Origin of the sequence: Amycolatopsis palatopharyngis (assembly GCF_003385185.1) — a bacterium.
GTDB classification, from domain to species: Bacteria; Actinomycetota; Actinomycetes; order Mycobacteriales; family Pseudonocardiaceae; genus Amycolatopsis; species Amycolatopsis palatopharyngis.
Window position 1 is genome coordinate 130,272 of record NZ_PQHZ01000003.1, and the last position, 21,895, is coordinate 152,166.

Genomic DNA, 21,895 nt, shown 5'->3' on the forward strand with positions numbered 1-21,895 from the left:
GGGGCGATCAGACGAAGCAGCAGTGTTCATGCATGTTTACTCCCACTCCGGGGTAGCCGGATCAGAACAATTCCGACATCTGAGGAGTGTGCGATGCGAGCGGTGGTGTACCAGGGGCCCAACGACATCCAGGTGCAGCAGGTCGAGGACCCGCGGCTGGAAGATCCTACGGACGTCATCGTGCGGATCACGACGACCGCCATCTGCGGTTCTGATCTGCACATGTACGAAGGGCGCACCGTTGCCGAGCCGGGCATCGTCTTCGGCCACGAGAACATGGGTGTCGTCGAGGAGGTGGGCTCAGGTGTGGCGAGCGTGCGTAAGGGCGACCGCGTCTGCCTGCCGTTCAACATCGCGTGCGGCTTCTGCCGAAACTGCCTCGCCGGCAATACGGGTTTCTGCCTGACCGTCAACCCCGGCTTCGCCGGTGGTGCATACGGTTACGTCGGCATGGGCCCGTACAAGGGGGGACAGGCCGAGTTCCTGCGTGTTCCCTTCGCGGACTTCAACTGTCTCCAGCTGCCCCGCGGCGAGGAGCACGAGGACGACTTCGCGATGCTCGCCGACATCTTCCCGACCGGGTACCACGCGACGGAGCTCGCGCACGTGTCACCGGGGGAGACCGTGGCTGTCTATGGAGCCGGACCGGTCGGCCTGATGGCCGCGTACTCGGCCATGCTGCGCGGCGCGTCCGAGGTGTTCGTGGTGGACAAGGTGGCCGACCGGCTGCGCCTCGCCGAGGAGATCGGTGCGATCCCGATCGACTTCAGCAAGAGCAGCGCGCCCGAGCAGATCCAGGAGCGCACCGACGGCGGTACCGACAAGGGCATCGACGCTGTCGGTTATCAGGCCACTGTTTCCGGTGGCGAGGAGCAACCCGCCGTGGTGCTCAACGATCTGATCGAGACCGTGCGACCCACCGGCACCCTGGGCGTGGTCGGGCTCTACCTGCCGAACGATCCCGGCGCGCCGAGCGAGGACGCCCAGCAGGGCAAGCTGCTGATCAACATCGGCCGCTACTTCGAGAAGGGCCTGCGGATGGGCAGCGGCCAGGCCAACGTCAAGTCCTACAACCGGCACCTGCGTGACCTCATCATCGCCGGAAGGGCGGAGCCGAGTTTCGTGGTGTCCCAACGCAAGCCGCTGGATGAGGCCGCCGACGCCTACGCCCGCTTCGACCGGCGCGAGGAGGGCTACTCCAAGGTGGTTCTCACGCCGTGATCGATCACCAGGGCCAGCTGTCCAGTCATCCGCGGGCGACGATGTGACGCGCGGATGGCCGGTGATGCCATTCGCCGGCCGGAGACTCGCGGAGGAACTCCGCGCGCAGCCGGCTGACGAACGCGTCCCCGCGTTGGTCGGCCAGTGGGCGCAGCGGCCCGGAGCGCGTGTGGGCGTCGAAAAAGGTCGCCGCGTCCGGGTGTGACATCGGGAAGGACAGCTGCTCGTCCCGTTCGATCACGGTTCCCAGCGCGGCCAGGGACGGTACGAGCCGGTCCTCCCAGGAGCTGTCGCCGGAGGAGGGTTCGTGGCGCCGGACGACCTCCGACAAGCGCGCGAACGGTCCGTCGGCCTCGATGGACCGGGGCCAGAAGAGCACGGACAGCCGTCCGGTCGGACGCAGGTTCCGCGCCCACGCCTGGATGGCCATATCGGGTTCGGGAAGTTGCTGGAGACCGAACACCGACACCACGGCGGCGCTCCTGCCCAACCCGTGGGCCGCCGGTGTCGACGCGTCGCCCTCGACGACACTCACCCTCGGGTACCGAGTGGCTCGCTCCCGAGCCCGGCGGACCATACCTCGGGACAGGTCGATACCGATGATCTCGCGGTCGGGTAGGTGCTCACTCAGTGCGTCCAACTCGGGCAACGTGCCACAGCACGGCACCAGGACCGGGCCGTCGGGCAGGGGGCGCGCGGTGATCGCCCGGACCGCCGCGTCAACCCAGGGAGCGAAACGTGGGACGTAGTAGGCCTCGTAGCCCTTGGCCGCTTCGTCCCAGCCCTGTGCCAGTCGCGCGAGCCGCTCGCTGTGGCCGGTCACAGCGCGGCCGCCAGCTTTCGTCGCAGGAGTGCGCGTTCAGGTTCGGTGCCGGCCAGTTCGATCGCCTGGCGATAGGCCGAGGCGGCCTCGCCGTCCCGGCCGAGCCGGTGCAACAGATCGGCGCGGGCCACGGCGAAGGGGTAGTAACCGCGCAGCAGTGGTTCGTCGGCCAGTTCGTCGAGCAGCGCGAGGCCAGCCAGCGGTCCATCGCGCATAGCGATGGCCGCCGCCCGGTTCAGCGCGACCACCGGGGACGGCGCGAGTGTGAGCAGCACGTCGTAGAGTGCCACGATCTGCGGCCAGTCGGTGGTCGCGAGATCCGCGGCCTCGTCATGCAGGGCGGCGATGGCGGCCTGCACTCCGTACTCGCAAGGTGGACCTCCGGTCAGCGCGACGGACACCAGGCCACAACCCTCCTCGATCATCGGGCGGTCCCAGCGGCCGCGGTCTTGTTCGTCGAGCAGGACCAGCTCACCATCCGGTCCGGTGCGGGCGTCGCGCCGGGCGTGGATGAGCAGCAGCAGCCCGAGCAATCCGGCGACACCGCGCTCCGCCGGCAGCAGACGGCGCAGGATCCGAGCCAGCCGGATGGCCTCCTCGGCCAGGTCGAGCCGCTGTAGGTGCGGACCTGAGCTGGCCACGTAACCCTCGTTGAAGATCGAGTAGACCACCTGGAGGACTCCGGGCAACCGCTCCGGCAACTCGTCCGCGCCGGGCACCCGGAACGGGATCCTGGCCTCGCGGATCTTCCTCTTGGCCCGCGTGATCCGCTTGGCCATCGTCGCGGGCGGAACGAGGAAGGCCCGAGCCACCTCGGGCGTGCTCAACCCGGCCAAGTAGCGCAGGGTCAGTGCTCCGCGGTCCTCGTCCGCGAGCGCGGGGTGGGCGCAGGTGAAGAACAACTGCAGCCGCTCGTCCGGCAGATCGCCGCCCGCATCCGCGGCCGGCACCGCGCCCTCCCGGTCAGCCTCGACCTGCAGGATGGCCAGGCGCGCGGCGTAGACCTGGTCTCGGCGCAGCCGGTCGACGGCTTTGCGCCGTGCGGTGGTCATCAGCCACGCGCCCGGCTGAGGTGGTACGCCGTGGACGGGCCAATGCGACAGCGCAGCCTCGATCGCCTCCGACGTCACCTCCTCGGCGAGGTCGAGATCGCCGAAGCGTCGGACGAGGGCCGCCAGCAACCGGCCGCGTTCCTCGCGGAACACCTCCTCGACCGACGCCACCGGTGTCGCGGCCGGTACACCGGCGCCGGCGGTCCCCTCGCCCGGCACGCTCAAGCCCCGAAGTCGGCGATCGGCCGGACGACGATGGAGCCGCCACGTGCGCCCGGGCAGCGAGCGGCCCAGTCGAGCGCCTCGTCGAGGTCCGGCACATCGATCACGTAGAAGCCACCGAGAACCTCGCGAGTCTCGGCGAACGGCCCGTCGGTCACGGTCCGCTTGCCGTCCTGGCCGACCCGCACGGCCGTCGCGGTGACCAGATCTGCCAGCGACTCCCCGGAGACATGGATCCCTGCCTCCCGCACTTCCTTGTCGTAGGCCATCCAGTCCTCGACACCGCAGCCGGCCGCGCCACCGTTCTCGTCGACGTCATCGGCCATGATCAGCAACATGTACTTCATGGTGGGCTCCTGTTGTCTCATTGTCGCTGTGCGGCAGGTCCGCCGCACGACATAACTACGAACGGGAGGCAGCCGAATGGACATGCGCCCGAGAATTTCTTCCGCGGCCTGGTGGCGGCGATTCCGGCGTGACCTCGGTAGGCGCCCGGCCGGTGACCGTGCCCGTCCCTCAGATCGCGTAGCTCCAGCCGGTCAGTGCATAGGCGCTGTACCAGGATCCGAGCGCGATCGCGGCCGCGACACCGGCGATCATCGTCGAGCGTCTGCGTCCGGCGAGTTCGAGCGCGATCGGTATGAGCAGGACGAACATCGCGGGTAGCAGGAACCGGGGCTTGGCGAACGGCAGACCCGCCGTTCCGGCGACCAGCAGGACTACACCTGCTCCGTAGACGATCAGCGGCCAGGGAAGTCGCAGCCGGACGGCGGCCACGGCCAAGCCCACGGCGCCGAACAGGACAAGCACCGAGCCGACGTCCATAACGGACTCACCCGTCGCCAGGGTGCGTGTCACGAATTCCGCGGTTTCCCGGCCCCAGTCCCAGCGGGTGTTCCAGCCACGCGCCTCGATGTCCTGCCAGCCGGTGACGCTGGCCGTTCGCTGCGCGACGTAGGCCCAGAATCCCAGTAGACCGAGCGGGGCGAGTGCGGCTCCCGCCAGTGCCCTGCCGCGGTCCTGTCCACGCCACGCGGCGACGAGCGCTGCCAGTACGACCGCGACGATCAGCACGGTGGCGGTCGACCGGACCAGACCCGCGAGCAGACACAGGCCGCCTGCGGGCAGCCATTGGCGTTCGAGCAAGAACACCAGGCACCACACAGCACAGGCCGCGAACAGCGCCTCGGTGTAGGCCATGGACAGGGTGATCGCCAACGGCGCACCGGCCCACAGCGCCACCAACAGCAGTCCTACCCGCGGCCGTGGATCGATCTGCCGCGCAAGGCGGACGAGCCCGCAGGCGGCGACCACTCCGGCCCCGGTACTGACGAGCAGTGCGGCGAACTCCAGACCGACACCCGGCAGGGTGCCTACGCCCGCGACGATGGCCGGATACAGCGGGAAGAACGCGAGCGTCGCGGCGGGGAACACCCGCCCTTCCGCATCCAGCACCGGCTCCGGGAACCGGTCGTAGCCGTACTGCGCCAGCTGGAGGTACCACTGGCCGTCCCACGCGGTCAGCCGTTCGAGGAGGTCTCGGTCGTGCCAGGCTGCCGCCATTGCGAGTACTGCCACACCGACGAGTCGCACCAGCAGGTAGAGCGCGATCGCCCGCGTGTAGTCGCTGCCGAGTACCGCACGTAACCGTGTCGGTTCGGCCGTACTGACGGTCACCGGCAGCTGGTATCCAGGAGGACGGCGGGGATGGCCGTCAAACCGGCACCGGTCGTCGCCGTCGGCAGCGTCGTTGTCGCTCGTTGCATTGCCTTCTCCCCGTTCATCGCCGTCCGAGACGCGCCCGCACGACACTCGTGGGCTGCGATGCTCGCGTCCGAAGTTATCACCAGTAGTCACCTGGACGGTGGACACGGCAGGAGTGTGGCCAGGGCGACGGGCCGCGGCCCTCAGGCCGCGACGAAGCGCTCGAGCAGTTGTTCCACGTTCGATCTGAGGTCGCCGGGAGCTGCCGGATCCCCGGCCACATGCTTGAACAGGGCCCGCTGGAAGACTCCGTCGAAGATGGCGTACGCGGTCGCGGGGGACACCGTGCAGGGGGTTCCGGCCAGTTCGGCGTACCGACTGACGACGTTCCAGATCATTCTTTCGAGGTTCTGGTCGATCTCCACGACGTCGTCGCGAAACGACTCCTCGAACAGGCTCTGGTTGCGCAGGTCGTACCACAACTTGTGCAGCGGACCCTCGTGTAACAGCGTGTCCGCCATCGCCGCGCCGAAGCCGAGGCGAAGTTCGTCCGTGGAACTCGCCGTTTCGACGATCTCGTCGTATCGCGTGACGCATTCCGCCTTGTACTGCCGGACGGAGTACGTGATCAGGTCGACCTTGTCCCGGAAGTAGTAGTGCAGGACCCCATGGGAGAACTCCGAGTTCTGCGCGATCTCACGCAGGCTCGTCCTGGCATAGCCGAGGTCGGACAGCGTCTGCAGGGTGGACGCGGCCAGCTGCGCACGCCGGTCGGCGAACTTGTCGACCTGCCTGCGTGCGATCCGGTCGTGGCTCCTGCCGGCTACCTGGGTCACTTGCCGTCGGCCTTTCCGCTCGCACCCTGCGAGCCCGCCCGGAGAGTCTATCCCGCCGAGTCCCTCCCTACGGTAGCAAGTCTTGACAGTCGTCCAAGAAAGTCTTGACGACTGTCAAGATATCGCGCACGCTATGTCCCACGCCACATCGGCGACGGGGTCGGCGGCAGCGAATTCGCGCACCTCGGTCAGCCATCTCAAGGAGGAGATGCTCGATGAACGTTCACGATCTGACCGGGCGCACCGCGCTGGTGACCGGAGGAGCGTCGGGACTCGGCGCCGGAATGGCGCAGGCGCTCGCCGATGCGGGAGCCGCCGTCGCGATCGCGGATCTGCAGGCCGAAGCCGGCAAGGCGACGGCGGACGCGATCACGGAAGCTGGCGGCACCGCCAGGTTCGTTTCGCTGGACGTCGTCGACGACGCGGCCTGGGAGTCGGCGATCAGCCAGACGGTCAGCGAACTCGGCGGCCTGGACATCGTGGTCAACAACGCCGGTGTGGAGATCTCCGGGCTGGTCGTCGATCTGGATCCGGACGATGTACGCCGAATGCTCGAGGTGAACGTCCTCGGTACGGCGCTGGGACTCAAGCACGCGTTCCGGGCCATGCGCCCGGAAGGTGTGGCGGGCAACGGGGGAGCGGTGGTCAACATCTCCTCGGTGGCCGCGACGATCGCCTTTCCGGCGATCAGTGGCTACTCCGCGACGAAATCGGCGGTGGAGCGGCTGACAAAGGTCGCGGCCGCGGAGTCCGGCAAGCTCGGCTACGGCGTCCGCGTCAACTGTGTCTATCCCGGACTCGTGCCCACGCGCATGGGCATGCGACTCGCGCAGGACATGGCGGACATCGGCCTGTGGCCCAGCCCGGAGGCGGCGGTCGGAGACGTCATCGGACTGACTCCGCTCGGCAGGCTCGGCGAGGTCGCCGATATGGCCGACGCGGTCGTCTTCCTGGCCTCGGATGCCGCCCGTTTCGTCACCGGCGCCGGTCTTCCGGTCGACGGCGGAATGGGCATGTGAACCACACCTCCGGCACTCTCCTCGAAAGGCTTCCCAATGAGCACCAGTAAGCCCGTTGTCGTCTACGGAGCCTCCGGTTACACCGGCAGGCTCGTGTGTGAGTACCTCCGCGAACTCAACGTCCCGTTCATCGCGGCAGGAAGGGACAAGGCCCGGATCCACGATGTGCTGAGCAGGATTCCCGGCATCGAGACGGTCGATCACGAGGTGGTCGAGGTCGAGCACGCGGTCGGGCCGCTGACCGAACTGTTCAGTGGCGCCAAGGTGGTCAGCAACATGGTGGGCCCCTTCATCAAGTACGGACCCGAGGTGGTTCAGGCGAGTCTGGACGCGGGCTGTCACTATCTCGACACCACCGGCGAACAGGACTGGGTTCTCGACGCGCAGAACCGGTGGAGCACGGCGTTCGCCGAGCGGGGGCTGTTGCTTTCGCCCGGAGTCGCGCAGATGTACACGACAGGTGAGATCGCGGCCAACATCTGCCTCGAGACGCCAGGTCTGGACACATTGGACATCGCGGTGCTCTGGAAGGGGTTCCCCACCTACGCGTCGACCCAGACGATCTTCACCATCCTCAAGGCGGACTGGTTCTATCTCGAGCAGAACGAGTACCGGAAGTGGGACCCCTCGACCGCGAGAGAACTGTGCGTACCCGGCGCTCACGAACTCGCCGTCGCGGTGCCGTGGGGTGGAACGAGCCACCCCGTGTGGTTCAAGGATGATCCGCGAGTGGCCAACGTCAAGGTTCTCGGTGGCGTTCATGACCGGGCCGTGATGCAGGGCGTGATCGACACGGTGGCGATGTTCGAGGAGAAGATCAGGCCCCTGCCACCGGAGCAGCAGGAAGCGGCGCTCGCCGACATCGCGGGCTCGGTACAGGCGGGTATGCCGCCACGGGAGAACCCGCGCATCAACACCTCGATGGACTCCGTCCACGCCTCGGGCCCGCTCGGCCGCGCGCACTGTGTGATTCACGGCAACAGCAACTACAAACAGACCGGCCTGCTACAGGCACACGCGGCGTATTCGCTGATCCAGCAGGCGCCGAAACGAGCCGGTCTCGCCTCCGCGTGCCAGGCATTCGGTCACCGCGAGCTGCTGGGCGTGCTGAAGAGCTTCGGACTGGTGCTCGACCCGGTGCTCACCGTCCACAACTGACCTGTCGACGGCACTCGCACAGCGGCGATGCTGTGCGAGTGCCACATTCTCCCGCCAGTACTCGAGCCGAGGAGCTCCCGGTGCGTCTGACCGACTATCTCGACAAGGGCGCCTCGCTCGGCGCGGACGCCCCATGCCTGACGACAGAGGGACACTCCCTGTCCTACGGTGAGGTTCAGGAGCTCTCCTGGAAGGTCGCCCGAGCGCTGGAGCGGTCCGGCGTGCGGCAGGGAGACAAGGTCGCGATCCTGTCCGGGAACGACCCGACGGCCTTCTCCTGTGTCTTCGGGATCGCTCGTGCGGGTGCCGTCTGGTGTCCGGTCAATCCACGCAACGAGGCGGTGGAGAATCGGGACCTGCTCGACCTTTTCGACTGCACCTGCCTGATCTTCCAAGGAACGTTCGCCGCGCTGGTCACACAGATCATGCCGTGGTTGCCGAAACTGAAAACCCTCGTCTGCCTCGACGACCAGGTGCCGGGAGCGACCTCCTTCGGCCACTGGCTGGACGGTGTCCCGGGAACGCCGTGGGAGCGCGTGCCGGTGGACGACATCGCGATGATCGTCGGGACCGGGGGCACCACAGGCAAGCCCAAGGGCGTGATGCTCTCCGGGCACAACCTCGAGACGATGTCCGCGCTGACCCTGATGAGCTATCCGTTCCCGGACCGTCCGGTGTACCTGGCGATCGCTCCACTCACCCACGCGGCGGGCGTGCTCTGCTTCCCGATCATGTCCCTCGGCGGTGAGATCGTCATCATGCCGAACCCGCGGCTCGACACCTTCCTCACGCTGATCGAACGGCACAGGGTCACGCACACCTTCCTGCCCCCGACGCTGATCTACCTGCTTCTCGGGCACGAGGGACTCGACTCGGCGGATCTCGGTTCCCTGCGGTGCTTCTGGTACGGAGCGGCACCGATGTCGGCCAGCAGGCTCGAGGAGGCCATCGAGCGGATCGGGCCGGTGTTCGCGCAGCTGTTCGGCCAGACCGAGGCGCCGATGATGATTTCCACCATGGCACCGGCGGACCACTTCCTCGCCGACGGTTCCCTCGCGCGGTCGCGGCTCACGTCGGCCGGGCGGCCCACTCCGCTGGTAACCGTCGCGATCATGAACGAGCAGGGCAGGCTGCTGCCTGCCGGGGAACGTGGCGAGATCGTCGTACGGGGCCCACTGGTCATGGCCGGCTACTACAAGGACACCGAAGCATCCGAGGACGCGGCGCGATACGGCTGGCACCACACCGGCGACATCGGTTACCTCGATGAGGACAACTATCTCTTCATCGTCGACCGCGCCAAGGACATGATCATCACCGGCGGGTTCAACGTGTACTCGGCAGAGGTCGAGCAGGCACTGCTGGCCCATCCGGCCGTGCAGGACTGCGCGGTCATCGGGCTGCCCGACGACAAGTGGGGCGAACGGGTGACCGCCGTCGTGCAGCTGTATCCGGACCGGCCCGCGACCGACGACGAGATCCGCCGCTTCGTGCGGGACCGGGTCGGTGGTGTCAAGGCTCCCAAGCAGGTCGAGTTCTGGCCGGACCTGCCGCGGTCGAAAGTGGGCAAGGTGCTCAAGAACGACGTGCGGACAACGCTTCTCGGCTCAGGTGTGTCTGCGCAGGATCGCCAGCCGCATGACGATGAAGACCAGTAGCAGGGCGCCGAGTCCGTGCCCTAAACCGACGGTATGCGTTCGCGGCTTGCGTGGCGTTGGCTCGGTACGCCTGGACCGCGTCGGCTGGCTGGATGGTGTGCGGTGTTGCGGATGGGTCGTTGCTCGGGATCCAGCCATTCCGGTGGGATGAACTCGGGGGTGCCGTGGCGGATACGGACGGTCCAGCCGGTGTGGTGGAGTTCGCGGTGGTGCTTCGCGCAGACAAGGATCATATTGTCCAGATCCGACGGTCCATTGTAGAGCCAGGATATGACGTGGTGAACCTGGCACCACTTTGGGCCGCGTGTGCATCCCGGCCGGACACAGCCCCGGTCGCGGATCGCCAGCGCTCGGCGTTGGGCGGCATTGGCTAGGCGTGCACTGCGCCCGAGGTCGAGCACCTCGCCCTGGGTGCCGAGGACCGCGGGCAGTACTTTCGCTTCACAGCACCAGCGGCGGAGCTGGCTGATGCTGGTGTAGCCGGAGGCATTCAGCATCGCGGTTTCGGCACGCTGTTCGAGGTCCGCGAGCGACACGGTGACGGTCACGATGGCGCGTTCGCCGCCGGTGGTGGGCAGGTCGTCGGCGCGGGCGGTGCGGCTGATGATCTCGGCGAGGGCGTCTCCCTGCCGCTGCGCGGTACTGCGCGGGTCCCTTGTGCCGTCGGTATCGGCAGAGTCGGGCTTGGCCAACGGGTGCATCACGCCTTCGAGCTCGGCGGCGGATTCGGCGTCCAGCTGGCCGGTGAACATGTACTGCCCGTCGCGGCGGTAACGGCCGTGGAACTCCCGATACGGCCCCGCCCGGCGTTCCCCGTCCTTCGGTGGAGCCTTCTCGACATCCCAGTGACCCAGGATCTGTTGTCCGAGTTTCTCCACGGCGACGGCGTTGGCCTGGCGGGCTAGTTCGACCAGGGTGTTCTCGGTGGTGAGCCGCTCGGCTTCGGGGAGGGTGTCCGGGGCTTGGGCGAGGACCTTCTGGATCTGCGTCACCTGCGCGACACCGAGTTCCCCTGCCCGCAGGGCCTCGTCCACCAGCGGCATGGGAGTGATCGCCTGCGCAACACGCGCTTTGGCCTCTCCGCGAGTCAGGTGCAGTGCCATCATCAACAACGACACCGTGCCGGCATACCCCTGCGCCGTGGCCGCGCCACGCTTCTCCGTCTCGGCCACCAGCTCCAGGATGCGTCCGTACTGCCGACGCAACACTTTCTCGGCCGCGAGCAGACCACCGAGCAGCTCCCCCTCGGAGAGCCGCCACGCGGGAATCACCTGCTCGTCAACGTCCATGCCATCGACGCTACTCGAACACCCGTTCTACCGGCGGCTTCGTAGGCAAGCGGTCGTCAAGGCTCGATAAGCGGCAACTTCTGATCGCCTCCACTGCGCACCTCGCGTCACCGCCCGTCGCACTTTCCCGGGAAAGTGCCCTATTCAACCGGCATAGACGGTCGGGTAGAGAAGGACGGTTGGGCTACAAAGCGGGCGAGTCAACTGTTGTAGGTGCAGGCATGTCCTTGCTCATGTACCGCGAAACGGTGGCTCGCAAGTAGTCGGCATGCTTGTATATATCCTCGATAGCGGTGATCGAAATGCGAGTTTCGACCTTGTTCTCGTCGAACACACCTATGTATTTTTGTGAGCGGTTGAACCAGAGTCGGGCGATTGGCTTCCGGTTGTTGTCGTCGAGGAGAACGCCAAAGTAGGTCTTTGTGTCGCGAGACGTGATCCGGGCGGCGGAAGTTTCGCTGCAAGTGATCGCGCGAACGACTCGATATCCTTCGAGTTCCTCCTCGGTGGTTTTGACGCCATCGCTTCTGTCGATCGTTGTGGCTTCGTCTGCCGCCGTAGTTCCTGACTCTTGTTGGATCGATCCGCCACTTGGGTTCTCGTCGTTGGAGACGCTGACGTACGCGTCAGGGCCGCCAAGGGCGTTCTTCAATCGATCATTCACTTGTTCGTTTAGAAACTGCCTTGCGGCAATTGTTACGAGTGGAAGAAATTGGTCACGTACACGCTGCGTAAACGATCCCTCGTATACTCGGGTAGTAAGAAATCTTACCCAGTCGTCCTCGGGTTGCTTGAATTGAGATCCAAGAATCTTCTTCAATTGGCCGATGTACTTGAGTTCCCCTGCGGCACTAATGACCGATTCCAGGTCAAATGACTCCTTTGTGAGCTTCGCCAATTCCGGCAGAAGCGTGTCGTCAATATCAGAAAAATTCAGGACGAGAAAGGGTTTGGCGTCCATTCTGTTGGGCGCGTCGATGTCGGTGTAGAACTCATAGATCTCGCCATTGGTGAGTACTGCGATCCTTGCATTTGTTACCGAGAAATATCGGTACAACTGCGAGGCGTGTTCAATTCGGAGCGGGTCATTAACTTTTTTTACTTCGACCAGTACTTGAACCTGTCCTTCGTGTGCGATGGCGTAGTCTATTTTCTCTCCCTTTTTTGTTCCGACATCCGCCGTGAATTCCGGGATCACCTCGGCGGGGTTGAAAACGTCGTACCCTAGTACGGTGCTGATGAAGGGCATGACAAAGGCATTCTTCGTCGCCTCCTCTGTTTCAATAGTTGCCTTGTGCTTCCGAATCTTCAGGGCTAGCGCTTGCGCGCGCTCCGCGATGTCCACGTCGAAGCCTTTCTGTCCGAGCGTTGGGCCTGTGCATCCTGCAGAAAGAGACCGACCGTCCCGGTAGGCTTCTCTATGCTCTTCGATGTCAGATCGGCCACGTGCGATCAGGTGTTACCTGAGTCGGTCCTGGCCTGCCCGTAGCGGTATCGCGTTACCTCAAAGGAGTCGTCCGTGACAACAGAACGTGTCGGCCCGCCGTTGCGGGCGGGGGAGCGGGAGACGCTGCGTGCCTATCTCGACTTCCATCGGGCCACGCTGGCGATGAAGTGCGACGGACTCTCCGACGAGTGCCTGCGCAGGCAGTCGATGCCACCGTCGACGTTGTCCCTGCTCGGCCTGGTGCGGCATATGGCCGAGGTGGAACGCACCTGGTTCCGCCGGGTGATCAACGCGGAGGACATCCCGTTCGTCTGGTCGGACAACCGGGATTTCCAGGCGGCGTACGACGCGAGCGCGGCCACCCGCTCGGAGGCCTTCGACGCCTGGCAGGCCGAGGTCGAGCACTCGCGCCGGATCGAGCAGGCGGCGGTGTCGCTCGACGTGACCGGTCATTTCCCGAACTGGGGCGAGGATGTCTCGCTGCGACTGGTGATGCTGCACCTCATCCACGAGTACGCCCGGCACAACGGGCACGCCGACTTCCTGCGCGAGGGCATCGACGGCACCGTGGGCGCCTGAAGCAGGTCGTCGCGCCCGGTACGGAACGTGAACTCGTTCAGCCTGCGATGGGGACGTCGTCCGGGAGCAGGTCCCGCTCGAACTCGGTCGCGAACCTGGAGTCGCCGAGGGCCTTGCGCGCCGCTCGGGTAATCCGGTCGACGTCTCCACGCTCGACGCGGGCCGTGGGACGCAGGGGTGGCCCAGCCTGTTCGAGACGATCAGGAAGCCGGCGTAGGTACCGCGCCGGGCGCAGGGTGACTGCCGGGCGTACCGAGCGGTGCGTAGACGAGGTGTCGTGTCAGGGCGGACGACCATCCGGACGGCGAGGCGAAGACTCGTTGCCGGATGAGTTGTCCGCCCACGACGCGAGGGATCACCGCCATGCGACAGCAGATCGCCGCCCCACACGCGCCTCGCATGCCCCGGCTCACGCCAGGGGTGCGTAAGGCCGTGGTCATCCTGCACGTCATCTCGTCGGTGGGCTGGCTGGGTCTCAACCTCGGCACGCTGACCTTCTCGGTCATCGGGCTGACCACCTCCAGCGCGGACCGTCAGCACGCCGCCTTCGGGGCCCTGGCGATGCTCGGGGAGTCGTTGCTCATCCCGATGAGCCTCACCGCGTTCGGTACCGGCCTGGTGCTCGCGTTCGGTACGCGGTGGGGACTGGTGCGGTACTGGTGGGTCCTCGTGAAGTTCGTGCTCACCCTGATCGCGGTGGTGCTGATCCCCCTCTCGCTGCTGGCGGGAATTCGCGAGGTCGCCGACACCGTAGGCGGTGCGAAACCGGGTGAGTTGATCGACCTCGGCGCCGGAGCCGCCGATCTCGTCGTCGCCGGTTGTGTCTCAACGGCCATGTACACCACCAGCGTCGTGCTCTCGGTCCTCAAACCCCGGCGACGCACCCGGTGGGGACGAAACTGATGTCGCGCGCTTTCCCGGGAAAGTGCGCGGGGGGAGGGGTCAGCGGTGGGTGCGGTGGGTGCCGGGGGTGTGGCCGAAGGCTCGGCGGAAGACGTCGATGAACGCGCTGGCCGATGCCCAGCCACATTGGTGCGCGACCGTGGTGACCGGTATGTCCTCGGCCAGTAGGCGCAGGGCATGGTGCAGTCGTAGTTGTGTGCGCCATTGCGGGAAGGACATGCCGAGTTCGGCCCCGCAGAGCCGGATGAGTGTGCGGTCGCTGACGCCGTTGGCGGAGCCGAGCTGTGCCAGGGTGCGGTCGTCCGCCGGATTCTCGCGCAGGACGGCGCAGACGGCCACCAGACGGGGATCCTTCGCCGCGGGCACGTGAACCGGTTGCAGCGCCGAATGACGGAGCCGATCGAGCAGTACGGCTCGAAGTCTCCGGCGTTCGGCGGCGGGGCCGCCGGGATCCGTGGTGTAGGCGATGACCAGTTCGCGCAGCAGCGGGTCGACGTTGATGACCGCGGGCTGGGTCAGGCGCAGTGGATTGTCGCGCACCGGGAGTCCGACCAGGTGCAGATCGGTCTCACCGTAGGCGCGATGTTCGTGGACGGTATGGGCCGGTATCCAGATCGCTCGCGAGGCCGGCACGACCCAGCTGCCCGCGCTGGTGGTCACCGAAAGGACACCGCGACCGGCGTACACGATCTGGTTCTCATCGTGCCAGTGCGCGTCCACTTCCGTGCCCGCCGGCATCGGGCGGATCCCGGTCGTAGCACTCGGCGAATGGCGGATTATCGACACGATAATCGACATTAGCGCAATCGCGACGAGCCACCACCGGGCGGTTTTCAGGCCGGCGAAGGGCGTCCATGTCCACGTCGACGATCAGGGGTTCATGCCCGGACACTCGAGTTCCGCAGCCAGCGGGCCAGAGCCCGCAGTGCGTAGGCGTGTGCGATGAGGTCGTCGCTGTAGTAGAGGGTGTCGTAGTAGAGGCCGACTCCCTGCGGCCGCCAGGTGCCTTCGTCGTTCTGCTGGTCGACCAGCCAGCCGACGGCCGCGGTCAGCTGCCGGTCTTCGGCTGGGAATCCGGCAGTGAGCAGCGAGAACAGCGCCCACGCCGTCTCCTCCACGGTTCCGCCGTCCGGCGGGCCTTCCACCACCTTCGACGGCCAGGCGCCGTCCTCGCGCTGGTGATCAAGCAACCACCGTGCAGCCGCTCGTGCGACCGGGTGGCCGGGCATGCCGAACTGGGCATAGGTCTCCAGCACTTTCGCCGTGCCGTGTGTTCGATCGCGGAACCACAGTGACGAGAAGGAACCGTCCGCTGCCTGGTTCCCCTCCAGGTACGCCGTGGCGCGGTTCAGCGGCGAGCGCCCGCCAAGGCCCGCACCGTAGTCGTGGAAGGCCATCAGTACGTGAGCGGTCACTCCAGGACACGGTCCATCGTGGATCATCGTCGAGTTGCGCATCCACTCCGACCATGAGCCGTCCCGGTTCTGCATACCCAGTAGCCAGCGCAGTCCATCCGCCGCGGCGCGGTCGTCGCGTTTCGCGCCGAGCCGGGCGAGCGCGGACAGCACCACCGCCGTGTCCTCCGATTCCGGCCAGCCGGACGGTGCCGCCCACGCCCAGCCGCCAGGCGGCATCCGCAGCGGGCGAAACGGCGTCTGCCACTGGGTCGAGAGCAGCCAGTCCCTGGTGGGGGCCAGCCGTGGTTCGGCCGCGACGTCCTGGCATTCGGCCAACGCGAGGACCGAGTACGCGGTCACCGAGATTTCCAGGTCCCGATCGATGGGCCAGGAGCCATCTGGCCTGATCGTGGACAGCAGGAAGTCGAGGCAGCCACGCTGGATGTCGGCGCCGACGTTCTCGCCCGCGATGCGTAGCCCACTGAACACGAGCGCGCACATCAGCGCGCACTCCTCGATTCCGCCATTGGGGCCCATGACCTCGCGCAACCAGCGCAGCGCCTTCGGTTCGGCGAGCCTGCGCGCCAGCGTGCTCAGCCTGCCGGTCCGTAGCACCCGAGACTGTGCGATGCCGATGCCGAGCACGCCGGGCAGGACGATGGAGGCCCGGTTGCGCAGGGCGCTCGGCAGCAGCATCACCTCCAGCGGCTGAGCAGGTTGGGTGTCCACGGGGCGAAGGCCCTCCATCGCCCACACGATCGGGACTATCTCCCGCCAGGTACGCGGTCCTCCGTCATCCAGCGGCGGAGTGATCACCGACTCGCCACCGTGGCGCTCGATGAACGCCATCCCTTCGTCGATGCAGCGGCGTGACCCTTCCGGGTCCAGTACGGAGAAGGCGGCGACGGCGAACGCGGTGATGTGCTCGTTACTGGGCGGATCGGCGTCGACCAGGCTCCATCCACCGTCCGGCCGCTGGTTCTTCCGTAACCACGCGAGTCCGGCCTCGATCTGATCGCGGTAGGCGTCGCGGCCCGCGCGCCCGAGCGCCAGTAGCCCGATCGCGGTGGAGATGGTGGACGAGGACATTCTGTCGGTCCAGCCGCCGTCCGCGCGTTGCCTGCGATACAGGTAGTCCCTCGCGTTGTCGACGGCCGTCACGGCCCGCGCGTGCAGGCGTTCGGCGTTCACGCCGCACTCCGTGCGCGCCAGCGCCTGCTCGGTTCATAACTCCCGCGCATCAGCAGCAGCGATGAGGCGATCGTCGCGACGACGAACGGCACCAGCAGACCCACGCCCCACCAGAACCCCGCCGCACCCGCGACGACGGCGCAGCCGAGGACGAGCCGCTCGATCACGAGCACCTCGTGTGATTTCAGTGCCGGAATGCGGGCGATCGGCCGCGAAGCGCGCAGCAGCATCGCGGCGGAGAACAGCGCCATGCCGATCGCGATCGTGAGCAGCGGTGCGTACGCGCCGGTCGCGAATCCTGGCAGTAGCGCGGCTGGGTGACCGATCGCGAGTGCCATCCAGGCCAGGTGCAGCGCTGACATCAGCCACAGCGACGCCTTCTCCCCGTGCCGGACCGGGAAGGTGCGGTATCCGCCTTCCCGGTCACCATCGGCATCACAGATCGCGCCGACGACGTTCGAGGCCGCGTCATGCAGACCGAACACCAGCGCGACCGGGAGCAGTACCCACGAAGGTGAGTCGGTGGTGGCGAAAGCCCCGACGCCGAAGGCGCACATGGTGATGGCGCCCCGGGACAGGTTGCCCCAGACTCCCCGCGTCTTCAGGAACTTGCTGTAGGCCAGCCCGAACGACCAGGCGAGTGCGACCAGCGCCAGGTTCACCGGGTTCAGTGCCACCGCGATGACCATGCCCAGCAGTGCCCAGACGACCATGCCGTTGCGCGCGGTACCGGCGCTCATCCGGCCGGAGGGAATGGGCCGTTGTGCCTTGGTCACCTTGTCGAGTTCGCGGTCGAAGTAGTCGCCGCCGTACATCGCGGCGAACCAGCCGAAAGTAGGTGCCGCCCACGCGCCGAGCAGTTGCCAGCCGGACCACGTGCCGGAGGCCAGTACTGCTCCCGCGACACCCACCAGTCCGGAGTAGAAGACGAGGTCGGGCCTGCCCACCTCGAGGTGGGTGAGCAGGCGGTCCCTGAGCCGATGTTGGTCCACAACCGACGAGTCCATCCGCACCCCAGGTTCTCGTTGCGTCATCGGACCTCGACGAGCAAACCATATCAACCTCCCTAATTCCATAGAACTATGAAATTTTCGAGGAGGGCCTGACAGGTGCCGCTCGCTGTGCTTTCATCACAGCACCGACAAGGAGGGGATCTGGCGATGACAGCTCTCGAAAACGACGTCCTCGCGGGCTGGGCAGTGGATGCGGCAAACCGCGTCGTCGAGCTTGTCGACGACCTGACCGATGAGCAGATGATCGGGCCACTGTTGCCGACCGTGAACCCGCTGATCTGGGAGATCGGGCACATAGCCTGGTTTCAGGAGATATTCGTGCTCCGGCGGGCCTGCGGGCACGAACCGATCCTGCCGTTCGCGGACGCGATTTACGACTCCGGCGCGATCCCGCACGACACCCGCTGGCGACTGATTCTGCCCTCGCGGGAGGAGACCGTCTCCTACGTCCGAACCGTTGCCGAACGGGTGGCCGACGCGGTGCTCACCCGGGATGCGACCGACGTCGCCCGGCACTTCGCCCGATACACCGTGCACCACCACGACACGCATACCGAGGCGCTCACGTACACCCTTCAGACGCTCGGCCTGCCGTTGCCGAAGCTGGCCGGGCTCACCGACTCCGCCGTGGCTACGCCGATCGAACAGGCCGAGGTGGCCCACGGCGACGTGCAGCTCGGTGGTGGAACGTTCGTTCAGGGTGCGTTGCTGGCCGATCCATTTGCCTACGACAACGAGAAATGGGCTCATCCGGTCCGGGTGGAGCCCTTCGCCATGGCCAGATCGGCCGTGACCCAGGCCGAATTCGCGGAGTTCGTCGAGGCTGGCGGTTACCGGACCCCGTCGGTGTGGTCCGACGGCGGAGCCTGGCTCACGGAAACCGGTGCGGCGCACCCGCTGTACTGGCGACGCGCGGCCGACGGCCGGTGGCAGCGCAGGCACTTTGACCGATGGGTGGACCTCGAACCGGACCTGCCGGTGAGCAATGTCTGCTGGTGGGAGGCCGACGCATTCGCCAGGTGGGCAGGAAGGCGGTTGCCCTCGGAGTCGGAATGGGAGTTCGCGGCCACGACGAAACAGCCGCGGACCGCATATCCGTGGGGGCGGGCACTTCCCGAACCGGACCAGGCCGCGACGGACTGGCGCTCGCGTGGTCCCGTGCCGGTGTCGGCCTGCGCGGCGGGGGACACACCCGAAGGCGTTCGCCAGCTGTTCGGCAACGTGTGGGAGTGGACGGCCAGTGACTTTCTGGGCTATCCCAACTTCGAACGCGATGCCTACCACGAGAACTCCGAACAGTTCTTCGGCGCCCGGAAGGTGCTGCGCGGCGGGTCGTGGGCGACCAGAGGCCGGTACTTGCGCTCCACCCTGCGCAACTACTTCATCCCCGAACGCAGGGACGTGTTCGCCGGCTTTCGTACCTGCGCGCTCCGGTGACCTCGATCCTGCTGGTGAGCCCGGCGGCGCCGGACACCACGCTGGGCAACGGTGTCACCGCGCGGCGCTGGGAGCACATACTGCGCGATCTCGGCCACGGCGTGACGACAGGCGAGGGCTATCTGCCGGGCCGCTACGACGCACTGGTGGCGCTGCACGCCGGAAAGAGCGGCGCCGCCGTGCGGGCGTTCCACGCGGAGAATCCCGGATCGCCTGTCGTGGTGGCGCTGACCGGGACCGATCTGTATCCCGACCTCGCCAGTACCGGGGTCGATCCCGAGGTGCTCCGGCTCGCGAGCCGGATCGTGGTGCTGCAGGCCAACGGTGTTCGCCAGCTCGAAGAGGAGCTGCGTCCCCGTGCGCGAGTGATCATCCAGTCGGTGCCGCCAGTCCGGCATGTTCCGGTCGGCGGGGCTGAGTTTCCCGTCGCGGTCCTGGCTCACCTGCGACCGGTCAAGGACCCGTTGCGTGCGGCGGCGGCTACTCGGCTGCTGCCCGAGGGATCGCGCGTCCGGGTGCGGCACGCGGGCCAGGCGCTCGATCCCCGGCTGGGTGCCGAGGCGGAGGCCGAAACGGCGGCCAACCCGCGCTACCAGTGGCTGGGCCCGCTGCCCCGGCCACAGGCGCTGGACCTGTTGGCGGGCAGCAAACTGCTGGTCCTCACCTCCCGGCACGAGGGCGGCGCGAACGTGGTCTCCGAAGCGCTCGCCGCCGGAGTTCCGGTCGTTTCCAGCGATATTCCTGGATCCACGGGGCTGCTCGGTGAGGACTACCCCGGCTATTATCCCTGCGGGGACACCGCCCGGCTCGCCGCACTGCTGGCGAAGCTGGAAGCCGATGAGGACGGCAGCTACCGGGAGCTCACCAGCCGGTGCGAGCGGTTACGCGAGCTGGTCGACCCGGAGCGGGAACGTCGCGCGTGGGCCGAGCTGCTCGCCGAGCTCGCAGCCGGTGATGGCTGAGGGGACCGCCACGAGACCATCGAAGTCGAGAACGAGCCCTTGGGCCGCCCCTGGATCAGCGGACATCTCATGCGGACTGAGCGGGTGACCGCTCTGCGTCCGTCGTTCTGCCGAGCAGGTCGAGCAGTTCGGCGGCGACGGATTCGGCGGTGAGCCCGAAATCGGCGAGCAGTTGCGCCCGCTTACCGTGCTCGGGAAACTCGGCCGGGATGCCGAAGTTGCGCACTGGCGTCTGATCGTGGTGGTCCCGCAGGAATCGGGCAACGGCGTCACCAACCCCGCCCGCCCGGCTGTTGTCCTCCACCACGGCAACGGCGTGGTGGCCCGCGACGGCCTCCAGTAGTGCGGGATCCAGTGGGCGCACCCAGCGTGGATCCACGACCGTGCACTCGACGCCCCGGGTCCTCAGCCGTTGCGCGGCCTCGACGCACAGCCCGGCCATCGGGCCGATACCGAGCAGCAGCACGTCACCGTGAGCCGAACCGGCGAGGACATCCATCCCGCCAAGCCTGCCGATCGCGTCGAGGTCGGTTGGGACGGGGCCCTTCGGGTAGCGCACCACAGTCGGCCCTTCGTCGACGGCGACGGCCTCTCGCAACAGTTCCCGGAGCCTGGTCCCGTCCCGGGGAACGGCGACGGAGAGGCCGGGAACCACCTGCAGCACCGACAGATCCCACATGCCGTTGTGGCTGGGGCCGTCGTCCCCGGTCACGCCAGCGCGGTCGAGTGCGAAGGTGACGGGCAACCGGTGCAGCGCCACATCCAGCAGGACTTGGTCGAACGCCCGGTTCAGGAACGTGGCGTAGAGCCCGACCACCGGGTGGAGCCCGCCCATGGCAAGCCCTGCGGCGGACGTGACCGCATGCTGCTCGGCGATGCCTACGTCGAACACCCGGCCGGGAAACCGCTGGGTGAACGGGGCGATCCCGGTGGGGTGCAGCATCGCCGCGGTGATCGCGACGACATCCTCGCGCCGTGCGCCCAGTTCGACGAGTTCCGCGCCGAACACCGAAGTCCAGGAGGTACCGGGTTTGCGCAGCTGCGCGCCGGTTTCCGGATCGTACGGCCCGGGCCCGTGCAGGCAGTCCTCCGTGTGGTTCTCGGCAGGGGCGAACCCACGTCCCTTGCGCGTGACACAGTGGACGATCACGGGCTCGCCGAACGCGCGTGCGCCGCGTAGCGCCCGTTCCACCGCATCGAGGTCATGGCCGTCGACCGGCCCGACGTACTTGATTCCGAGGTCCTGGAACAACGACTGCGGAACCAGCAGGTCCTTCAGTCCCCGTTTCGCCCTGCGCAGCAACTCGTAGGCCGGCCTGCCGATTCGGGGCGCCCGCGTCACCGTCGAACGCACGGTGGCCAGCGCGCGTTCGTACCGGTGGGACAGACGCAGTGCGGCCAGATGTTCGGCGAGCCCACCGGCGGTGGGGGAGTAGGACCGGCCGTTGTCGTTCACCACGACGACGACCGGACGGTCCCGTGCGGCGGCGATGTTGTTCAGCGCCTCCCAGGCCATGCCGCCGGTGAGCGCGCCGTCGCCGATCACGGCGACGACCGCGCGGTCGTGCTCGCCACGAAGCTGGTGCGCCTTGGCGAGACCGTCCGCGTAGGACAGTGCGGTGGAGGCGTGGGAGTTCTCGACAAGGTCATGCGGGGACTCGTCCCGGCTCGGGTAACCGGACAGCCCGCCCCGCTGACGTAGCATCGCGAAGCCGGCGCGGCGCCCGGTGAGCAGCTTGTGCACATAGGTCTGGTGGCCGGTGTCGAAAAGGATCCGGTCCCGGGGAGACGCGAACACCCGGTGCAGTGCGATCGTGAGTTCGACACAGCCGAGATTCGGTCCGATGTGGCCGCCGGTCCGGGCGACCGCGGAGATCAACTCTGTCCTGATCTCCCCGGCCAGTGCCGCGAGTTGGTCGCCGGTCATGTTCCGCAGGTCTTCCGGGCCGCGCACCGCGTCCAACACCGTCATCGGCTCCGATCC

At 67.1% G+C, this 21,895-nt stretch carries 19 protein-coding genes; 8 read left to right on the forward strand and 11 right to left on the reverse strand.

All coding sequences use genetic code 11. The features are described 5' to 3' along the window. Positions 1-93: 93 nt before the first annotated feature. Entirely contained in the window at positions 94-1,221 is a 1,128-nt protein-coding gene (locus D0C15_RS03195) for a glutathione-independent formaldehyde dehydrogenase (protein WP_116040811.1), read from the forward strand. Between the two features lie 25 nt (positions 1,222-1,246). Here the strand turns inward: D0C15_RS03195 and D0C15_RS03200 are convergent, their stop codons facing one another. From D0C15_RS03200 to D0C15_RS03220, 5 genes are all read right to left on the reverse strand, one after another. Beyond that, complete coding sequence (locus D0C15_RS03200; protein WP_116040812.1) at positions 1,247-2,044, reverse strand: class I SAM-dependent methyltransferase; 798 nt, start codon at positions 2,042-2,044, stop codon at positions 1,247-1,249. Further along, positions 2,041-3,321: an RNA polymerase sigma factor gene (locus tag D0C15_RS03205; RefSeq protein ID WP_425455357.1), complete on the reverse strand. Its 1,281-nt coding sequence runs from the start codon at positions 3,319-3,321 to the stop codon at positions 2,041-2,043. Before D0C15_RS03205 ends, D0C15_RS03200 begins: the two co-directional genes overlap by 4 nt. Beyond that, complete coding sequence (locus tag D0C15_RS03210) at positions 3,318-3,665, reverse strand: YciI family protein (protein WP_116040814.1); 348 nt, start codon at positions 3,663-3,665, stop codon at positions 3,318-3,320. The genes D0C15_RS03205 and D0C15_RS03210 overlap by 4 nt, the downstream gene beginning before the upstream one ends. Before the next feature lie 169 nt (positions 3,666-3,834). Next, on the reverse strand, positions 3,835-4,995 hold the full coding sequence (locus D0C15_RS03215; RefSeq protein ID WP_116040815.1) for a hypothetical protein: 1,161 nt from the start codon (positions 4,993-4,995) through the stop codon (positions 3,835-3,837). Between the two features lie 230 nt (positions 4,996-5,225). After that, positions 5,226-5,858 (reverse strand): TetR/AcrR family transcriptional regulator, encoded by a 633-nt coding sequence (locus D0C15_RS03220; protein ID WP_116040816.1) that lies wholly within the window; start codon positions 5,856-5,858, stop codon positions 5,226-5,228. A gap of 215 nt (positions 5,859-6,073) precedes the next feature. Between D0C15_RS03220 and D0C15_RS03225 the strand changes: the two genes are divergently transcribed. The 3 genes from D0C15_RS03225 to D0C15_RS03235 all read left to right on the forward strand — a co-directional run bounded on the left by D0C15_RS03225 (position 6,074) and on the right by D0C15_RS03235 (position 9,693). Continuing rightward, positions 6,074-6,877 (forward strand): SDR family NAD(P)-dependent oxidoreductase, encoded by an 804-nt coding sequence (locus D0C15_RS03225; protein ID WP_116040817.1) that lies wholly within the window; start codon positions 6,074-6,076, stop codon positions 6,875-6,877. Positions 6,878-6,913: 36 nt separating this feature from the next. Continuing rightward, positions 6,914-8,035, forward strand: coding sequence for a DUF5938 domain-containing protein (locus D0C15_RS03230; RefSeq protein WP_116040818.1), 1,122 nt, complete (start codon positions 6,914-6,916; stop codon positions 8,033-8,035). 80 nt (positions 8,036-8,115) lie between these two features. Then, entirely contained in the window at positions 8,116-9,693 is a 1,578-nt protein-coding gene (locus D0C15_RS03235) for an acyl-CoA synthetase (protein ID WP_116040819.1), read from the forward strand. Between the two features lie 20 nt (positions 9,694-9,713). On the opposite strand, the gene D0C15_RS03240 is transcribed toward D0C15_RS03235, so the two are convergent. Continuing rightward, the gene (locus tag D0C15_RS03240; protein WP_116040820.1) at positions 9,714-10,982 is read right to left on the reverse strand and encodes an HNH endonuclease signature motif containing protein; all 1,269 of its coding nucleotides are present in this window, start codon (positions 10,980-10,982) and stop codon (positions 9,714-9,716) included. Between the two features lie 184 nt (positions 10,983-11,166). After that, positions 11,167-12,327 carry a type I restriction enzyme HsdR N-terminal domain-containing protein gene (locus D0C15_RS03245; RefSeq protein ID WP_116040821.1) on the reverse strand — a complete coding sequence of 387 codons (1,161 nt, stop codon included), beginning with the start codon at positions 12,325-12,327 and terminating at the stop codon, positions 11,167-11,169. 174 nt (positions 12,328-12,501) lie between these two features. Between D0C15_RS03245 and D0C15_RS03250 the strand changes: the two genes are divergently transcribed. Together D0C15_RS03250 and D0C15_RS03255 are read left to right on the forward strand one after the other, a co-directional pair. Next, a complete protein-coding gene (locus tag D0C15_RS03250; RefSeq protein WP_116040822.1) occupies positions 12,502-13,008 on the forward strand; it encodes a DinB family protein in 507 nt (168 codons plus the stop codon). A gap of 363 nt (positions 13,009-13,371) precedes the next feature. Beyond that, entirely contained in the window at positions 13,372-13,911 is a 540-nt protein-coding gene (locus D0C15_RS03255) for a hypothetical protein (RefSeq protein ID WP_116040823.1), read from the forward strand. A gap of 39 nt (positions 13,912-13,950) precedes the next feature. On the opposite strand, the gene D0C15_RS03260 is transcribed toward D0C15_RS03255, so the two are convergent. From D0C15_RS03260 to D0C15_RS03270, 3 genes are all read right to left on the reverse strand, one after another. Continuing rightward, complete coding sequence (locus D0C15_RS03260) at positions 13,951-14,709, reverse strand: AraC family transcriptional regulator (protein WP_116040824.1); 759 nt, start codon at positions 14,707-14,709, stop codon at positions 13,951-13,953. A gap of 80 nt (positions 14,710-14,789) precedes the next feature. After that, positions 14,790-16,499: a prenyltransferase/squalene oxidase repeat-containing protein gene (locus D0C15_RS03265; protein WP_116040825.1), complete on the reverse strand. Its 1,710-nt coding sequence runs from the start codon at positions 16,497-16,499 to the stop codon at positions 14,790-14,792. Then, positions 16,496-17,533, reverse strand: a complete 1,038-nt coding sequence (locus D0C15_RS03270; protein ID WP_162829882.1) for a UbiA family prenyltransferase — start codon at positions 17,531-17,533, stop codon at positions 16,496-16,498. Before D0C15_RS03270 ends, D0C15_RS03265 begins: the two co-directional genes overlap by 4 nt. A gap of 126 nt (positions 17,534-17,659) precedes the next feature. On the opposite strand from D0C15_RS03270, the gene senA reads away from it, so the two are divergent. Together senA and senB are read left to right on the forward strand one after the other, a co-directional pair. Then, positions 17,660-18,949: a selenoneine synthase SenA gene (gene senA / locus D0C15_RS03275; protein WP_116040827.1), complete on the forward strand. Its 1,290-nt coding sequence runs from the start codon at positions 17,660-17,662 to the stop codon at positions 18,947-18,949. Next, positions 18,946-19,911: a selenoneine biosynthesis selenosugar synthase SenB gene (senB, locus tag D0C15_RS03280; RefSeq protein ID WP_245975538.1), complete on the forward strand. Its 966-nt coding sequence runs from the start codon at positions 18,946-18,948 to the stop codon at positions 19,909-19,911. The genes senA and senB overlap by 4 nt, the downstream gene beginning before the upstream one ends. Positions 19,912-19,978: 67 nt before the next feature. Here the strand turns inward: senB and dxs are convergent, their stop codons facing one another. Next, positions 19,979-21,883, reverse strand: a complete 1,905-nt coding sequence (dxs, locus tag D0C15_RS03285; RefSeq protein ID WP_116040828.1) for a 1-deoxy-D-xylulose-5-phosphate synthase — start codon at positions 21,881-21,883, stop codon at positions 19,979-19,981. Between the last annotated feature and the right edge of the window lie 12 nt (positions 21,884-21,895).

Bases quoted from the DNA above. Each gene is read 5' to 3' on its own strand.
- senA (WP_116040827.1), top strand. From the start codon at position 17,660: ATGACAGCTCTCGAAAACGACGTCCTCGCGGGCTGGGCAGTGGATGCG.
- D0C15_RS03240 (WP_116040820.1), bottom strand. From the start codon at position 10,982: ATGGACGTTGACGAGCAGGTGATTCCCGCGTGGCGGCTCTCCGAGGGG.
- D0C15_RS03230 (WP_116040818.1), top strand. From the start codon at position 6,914: ATGAGCACCAGTAAGCCCGTTGTCGTCTACGGAGCCTCCGGTTACACC.
- dxs (WP_116040828.1), bottom strand. From the start codon at position 21,883: ATGACGGTGTTGGACGCGGTGCGCGGCCCGGAAGACCTGCGGAACATG.
- D0C15_RS03270 (WP_162829882.1), bottom strand. From the start codon at position 17,533: ATGACGCAACGAGAACCTGGGGTGCGGATGGACTCGTCGGTTGTGGAC.
- D0C15_RS03260 (WP_116040824.1), bottom strand. From the start codon at position 14,709: ATGTCGATTATCGTGTCGATAATCCGCCATTCGCCGAGTGCTACGACC.
- D0C15_RS03255 (WP_116040823.1), top strand. From the start codon at position 13,372: ATGCGACAGCAGATCGCCGCCCCACACGCGCCTCGCATGCCCCGGCTC.
- D0C15_RS03210 (WP_116040814.1), bottom strand. From the start codon at position 3,665: ATGAAGTACATGTTGCTGATCATGGCCGATGACGTCGACGAGAACGGT.
- D0C15_RS03195 (WP_116040811.1), top strand. From the start codon at position 94: ATGCGAGCGGTGGTGTACCAGGGGCCCAACGACATCCAGGTGCAGCAG.
- D0C15_RS03225 (WP_116040817.1), top strand. From the start codon at position 6,074: ATGAACGTTCACGATCTGACCGGGCGCACCGCGCTGGTGACCGGAGGA.